Below are 5,713 nucleotides of genomic sequence, written 5' to 3'. Positions count from 1 at the left end.
TGAACGAACGGGACTTCATGAGTTAGACGGACTCGTATCCTTGCTGTCTCATGCCTCAAGAATGGGGGGGAGCTTGGCGCAAACTTTACGAGACTATACCGAAGATTTTCGAGATAAGCGGCAACAAGCTGCGGAAGAAATTGCAGCAAAAATACCCACTAAGATGTTATTTCCTATGTTGTTATTTATTTGGCCTTGTTTTTTTATTGTTGCCCTAGGACCTGGGATGATGATTGTTATGGACGCATTGAGTGCGCCAGGAGTCGGTTTATGATGCTAATGAATAGAATGGTTTTACTTTTACTGCCGTTATTAATTTTAGGGTGTGCCTCTTCTGATGAACCAACCAATCAGTTTGATGCCGAGTTGTATTCGGGGAAGCCAATTGACACCTTAACCAGTGACGATCCCCCTGTCAGTGAAAAAGAAGCCATTATGCGCGGTGATGTAGCTTTAAGGGATAACAATATCGATTTAGCTCTTTACGAATACATTCGTTCTCTGTCTTTTCCTGAGCAAGAGTTTCACGATAAAACGTTGTTTACTATCGGCCGGATTCATTCATCTAGAGGCAATTATGCACTGGCAGAAAAAGCGTATTTGGCGGCATTAGATTTTAACCCGGCGCATACGGAAGTGCTGGAGCAGTTAGGCGTTTTATATACCAAACAGCGTCGTACAGATGAGGGAAGAAGCTATTTCTTTAAGGCGATCAATGCAGACCAAGTTCGTTTAAAAAGTAGTGAAACGATTACAAATTACCAAGCCTTAAGTCAAAGTGAAGTAGCCGCTTTGAAGGTTGACAGTATGTCTCCTGCATCAGCCTTTATGGGTATTGGCGTGCTGGAAGATGTCGATGGAAAACATCAAATCGCACAAGAATACTTTAAAAAATCGCTGACTATCGATAAGACATCAGTGAAAGCTCTACTGAATATGGGGTATTCCCATTACATGTACGGTAACTACAAAGAAGCGTATCAATATACTCGTTCGGCTTTAGAGATAGAACCGAACAATGAAAAGGCTCAAAACAACCTTGCGCTCATTTATTTGGCATCAGGTGATGTGAAAAAAGCGATAAATGTGTTTATGCGTCATATGGATGCACCTGAAGCTCTGAACAATGTAGGGTATTTTTTAATTATTCAAGGTCGACCAGATGAAGCCGTTCCTTACCTTCAACAAGCTATTGATAAGAAACCCTCTTATTACAAAATCGCCAATGAAAATCTGAATAGAGCGCTATCAGAGGTAAGAGAGATGAAGCAATAACTACTTAGCGCCAGTTTTAGTGCAATGAAAAGGATCTTTATATTGCCTAACCGTGAAAGTTTTAATAAAGATGTCATTGTAATCTCTATTTTTTGGTTTGCCTGCGCATCAGTGATACTGTTTTACAAGTGGGAAGCAGTATCCGCACTCAATCTAAATGATAACGATGATTATATGCGTTATGTTCAGTTCCAAGCGTGGATGAAAAGTGGTCATTGGTACTTAGAACCGATGAGTAATTTCAATGCTCTCGATGGCATTATTATTCATTGGTCTCGGTTTCCTGATCTAATGTTATCTATAGTCGCTTTCCCATTGCTATTTATAATTGATGATAGTCTTGCTTATTCAATCTCGATTTCTGTTGTGCCATTGTTTTACTTGTTACTTTACGCATTATCATGTTTCTATTTATGTGACCAATACTTTGGGAGCAAATATCGTTTCATAAGTATGATGTTTGCTATTTCCTCTCCTTCAATTATTCATTTCCTGCCAGGTTCTATTGATCACCATAATATTCAACTTATATTAGCAGCACTGTTTCTTTCAGTTACACCTCTTACTACTCGCAATCTCAATCAATCATGGCGTGTTTATATACAATCCACTTTCCTATCTTTATCTTTGTGGACGGGTGTGGATAATCTATTGTTGTTTTTTCCGTTCTTTTTTCTTTATACGGTCTATTTCAGTTTTTTTAATAACGGATACTTTAGTTATATCTCCAAGCTATACGCTACTTGTACGTTTTTGTCATCTATTACTGTTTTATTGAATAGGCCTTACGATGAGTTTTTTGTTTTAAAATATGATGAAGTATCATTTATTATTATAATATTATTCTTTAGTGGTTGGTTGTTTGTTCATTTTTATCACAGGTTGGCGAGTAATGATAAGAGTGTAATTGAAAGGACTTTCCTGTTTATTACTCTTGGTTTGTTGTGTTTACTTCCTGTTTTTATTGTTTACCCATCACTTACTAGTGCTTTATTAATTGATTACCCTCCAATACTTAAGATGTATTGGCTTGATCAAGTCACGGAAGCTAAATCTGTTGCTAGTTATATATCAACCCATGGTTTATTTTCTGTTGAAAACTATGCGTTGCTATTGGTTCCCGCAATTCTATCCCCGATATTTAAGTTAAAAAACCACCATGCAATAATATTGTACATCATCTTTATGTTTAATTTATTTCTTGCGCTATTTTGGCAGATTAGAATAATGAGGCTGTGCTTTGTTTTAGCTGCACCTTTTCAAGCATACTTTATTATAAAATTGTCCGATGTTGTTAGATATTCAGTTTTAAAAATTATTGTTATCTTCTCTGGTGCTCCTTTAGCTTTAGCACTTTTTATTGTTATTTTGTCACCAGAAGAAAAAGTAACCACTGTTTTTGATAATATAGAAAACCCACCAGATATATTTAAAGTATTAAAAGATAACGGTATTAATTCACATACAATTCTTTCTGGGATAGAAACCGGCGCTCCTGTACTAGCAAAAACCAACAACAGTATCATTGCAGCGCCTTACCATCGAAATATTGCTGGCAACCAATTCCTAATTGAAGTGATGCTAGAAGAGGACATGCTCTTAGCAAGAAAAGAAATAATAGACAAAAGGGTTGATTATATATTGATTGGTAATGACCCTCATTTATCTCTTCTGGAGGCGTCGGGAAGCGATAATTCTCTAGTTAAAAGGCTTCATGGGGATAATGTTCCAGATTGGCTAGAGGTGACATACGACGGAGTTAAGGATGGTTACCGAGTTTTTAAAGTGAGGGGTGAGAATGAATAAGCAGAAATTAGCAGTATTGCTCCCATGTTTTAATGAAGCGGGTGCTATTGGGAAGACAGTTATGTCTTTTAAGCAGGCTTTACCTGATGCATCTATTTATGTTTATGACAATAACTCAACCGACAACACGGTAAACGAGGCCTTGCAAGCTGGGGCTATTGTTCGACATGAGCCTCGCCAAGGTAAAGGAGAGGTTGTCAGGCGAATGTTCTCTGATATTGATGCTGATATCTATGTGATGGCTGATGGTGATGACACTTACGATGCGTCAATATGCCCTGCGCTGATCGAACAATTGGATAATGAAAAACTCGATATGATTATTGGAAGTCGAGAGCGAGCTTCAATGGCTTATCCCAAAGGGCATATCCTAGGAAATAAGCTGTTTTCATCGCTGATTAATTTAGCATTCAATGCTCAATTGAGTGATGTGTTTTCTGGTTATCGAATTATGAGCCATCGATTTGTCAAAACCGTACCCATTTTCAGTGATGGCTTCCAAATAGAAACAGAGCTTACCGTTCATGCGCTACATCATAATATGCCAATCAAAGAAGTTTCGACGCAATATCAATCAAGGCCTGAAGGCACAGCCAGCAAATTGAATACCTTTAGTGATGGGCTCAAAATTCTCAATTTCATTTTGTTCTTATTGAGAGATGTAAAGCCAATGTTCTTCTTTGGCGTATTGTCTATGTTGCTTTGCTTCATTTCATTGGTTTTAGGAATCCCCGTTATCATCGACTTCATCGATACTGGGCTCGTCGAAAGGGTGCCTACTGCTATTTTGTCTAGTTCAATTGCATTGATAGCGGTGATGTCTTTTTTCTGTGGGTTGATACTCGACAACGTATCACGAGGTAGGCGAGAGATGAGGATCCTTTCTATATTACGAACGAGTGATAAAACGCTATCTGAATAGGAATCAAGCATGAGAACAAGCAAGGATGAAGACAAAGAGTGGATCGATTATTTATCTCGTTTCAGTGACGAATATGATGAGCGAGTTTATAACGGCAATACAACGGGTTATGTGATGAGAGCTGGTCATATAGCATGTGAAAAGCCATTTGGTGAAAGTGAACACTTTTCGAGAGTGTTAGAAGTGGGCTCCGGTACAGGTGAACACTTGCTGCACGTCAAACACACCTTTGACGAGTATATCGTGAGTGATGGCGATGCTGCGGCGCTTGAGGTGGCAAAAGAGCAACTCAATCATATTGGTTCTAACGGTAAGCTTGTTTTCAATTTGGCCAATGCTCGGCAATTAGACTTTGAAACTAATAGCTTCGATCGTGTTATCGCGACCCATATATTGGAGCATTTATACGAGCCTCACTTGGTGATTAAAGAGTGGTTAAGAGTGTTAAAGCCTGGAGGCACTCTGTCTATTTTGATTCCTACCGATCCTGGGGTCGCTTGGAAAATCGGTCGCTATATGACGACAAGAAAACACGCCTTACTGAAGGGGTGGCATTACGATTACATTATGGCGAGAGAGCATGTCAATCCATGCAATAACTTAATCGCTTTCTTAAGGTATTACCTTCCTGAACACCAAAAATCATTTTGGCCGCTGAGCTTTGTGCCGCTTATTGATTGCAATTTGTTCTTCAACTTCCACGGGGTTAAACCACTATAGGAAGTGAAAGATGCTTTTAGTTTTTGAAAGAAGAGCGGGAAAACAAGAAGTAAGCGATCAAACCTCTCACTTCTTATTTGTCTGTCTATTAATTGATAGCTTAGATCGCCAAACCTGTAATTGCGCCAAACAACATAAACACACCCACTAACCCTACAATCGGGACCTTTACGGTTTTTAATAACCACACACCAACAATGATCAGAGCGAAGTCTATGCCGCTGCTCACTGCGCTTGTGAAGATGGGTTGGTATAGAGCCGCAAGCAATAGACCAACAACTGCTGCATTCACACCGGTAAGAGCACCTGCCACCAAAGGCTTGCTTGCAATCGCCTGCCAATTCTTCAGTACAGCCAGTAGCAATAAGAAACCCGGTAAGAACACCGCAACTGTTGCGAGCAGTGCACCTGTAATCGGTGCCGATGGCATCAACACATAGCCTAGATAAGTGGCTAATGTAAACATTGGGCCAGGTACAGCTTGCGCAGCGGCATAGCCTGTTAGGAAGGTATCTTGAGACAGTTGGTCGCCAATACCATTTTGTAGCAATGGAAGAACCACGTGCCCGCCACCGAATACCAAACTACCTGCTTGGTAAAATAAACCAAATACTTCAATGCCTTGAGAGTATGCACTGAACAGAGGTAAACCAATCAGTAGTGCTACAAAAATCACTAGCGGTGTTATGGATATCTTATGTGTCGAAGGCGTTGTTTTTGAGTCTTGCGAGGTTAAGAACTTACTGCCAACCATCGCTGCAAATAGGAGCACTAAGACTTGAGGCCAGATCCCAGGAATCAAAAGTAGAACAATCGCGGTGATTACACACAGTGCTGTTGCTACCTTTGATTGGCAAAAGTTTTTGTACATGCCGAAAGTGGCGTCAGCTACAACCACGACTGCGAGTAGCTTAAGTCCGTGGATGATTGAAATGAAAAGCGGTGCTTCCAACAACTGGTTGCTCACTAAGGCCAATATCAACATTAGGA

6 protein-coding genes are annotated in these 5,713 nt (G+C 39.9%); 5 read left to right on the top strand and 1 reads right to left on the bottom strand.

All coding sequences use genetic code 11. The features are described from left to right. The 5 genes from AB4653_RS18470 to AB4653_RS18450 form a co-directional block, all read left to right on the top strand. On the top strand, positions 1 to 274 hold a 274-nt coding region (locus AB4653_RS18470), incomplete at its 5' end, for a type II secretion system F family protein (RefSeq protein ID WP_372104941.1). Beyond that, positions 271 to 1,275 (top strand): lipopolysaccharide assembly protein LapB, encoded by a 1,005-nt coding sequence (locus tag AB4653_RS18465; RefSeq protein ID WP_009847489.1) that lies wholly within the window; start codon positions 271 to 273, stop codon positions 1,273 to 1,275. The genes AB4653_RS18470 and AB4653_RS18465, both read left to right, overlap by 4 nt. 24 nt (positions 1,276 to 1,299) lie before the next feature. Beyond that, positions 1,300 to 3,081: a hypothetical protein gene (locus AB4653_RS18460; protein ID WP_102257766.1), complete on the top strand. Its 1,782-nt coding sequence runs from the start codon at positions 1,300 to 1,302 to the stop codon at positions 3,079 to 3,081. Continuing rightward, the gene (locus tag AB4653_RS18455; RefSeq protein WP_086048858.1) at positions 3,074 to 4,003 is read left to right on the top strand and encodes a glycosyltransferase family 2 protein; all 930 of its coding nucleotides are present in this window, start codon (positions 3,074 to 3,076) and stop codon (positions 4,001 to 4,003) included. The genes AB4653_RS18460 and AB4653_RS18455 overlap by 8 nt, the downstream gene beginning before the upstream one ends. Before the next feature lie 9 nt (positions 4,004 to 4,012). Further along, on the top strand, positions 4,013 to 4,723 hold the full coding sequence (locus tag AB4653_RS18450) for a class I SAM-dependent methyltransferase (RefSeq protein ID WP_102257767.1): 711 nt from the start codon (positions 4,013 to 4,015) through the stop codon (positions 4,721 to 4,723). 100 nt (positions 4,724 to 4,823) lie between these two features. On the opposite strand, the gene AB4653_RS18445 is transcribed toward AB4653_RS18450, so the two are convergent. Then, positions 4,824 to 5,713: chromate transporter (locus tag AB4653_RS18445; protein ID WP_372104939.1), on the bottom strand; the 890-nt coding region annotated here is incomplete at its 5' end.

Source organism: Vibrio sp. 10N.222.48.A3 (assembly GCF_041475345.1).
Lineage (GTDB): Bacteria > Pseudomonadota > Gammaproteobacteria > Enterobacterales > Vibrionaceae > Vibrio > Vibrio tasmaniensis_A.
The sequence above is the reverse complement of the archived record's forward strand: the minus strand, read 5'-3'. Positions and strand labels throughout refer to the sequence as shown.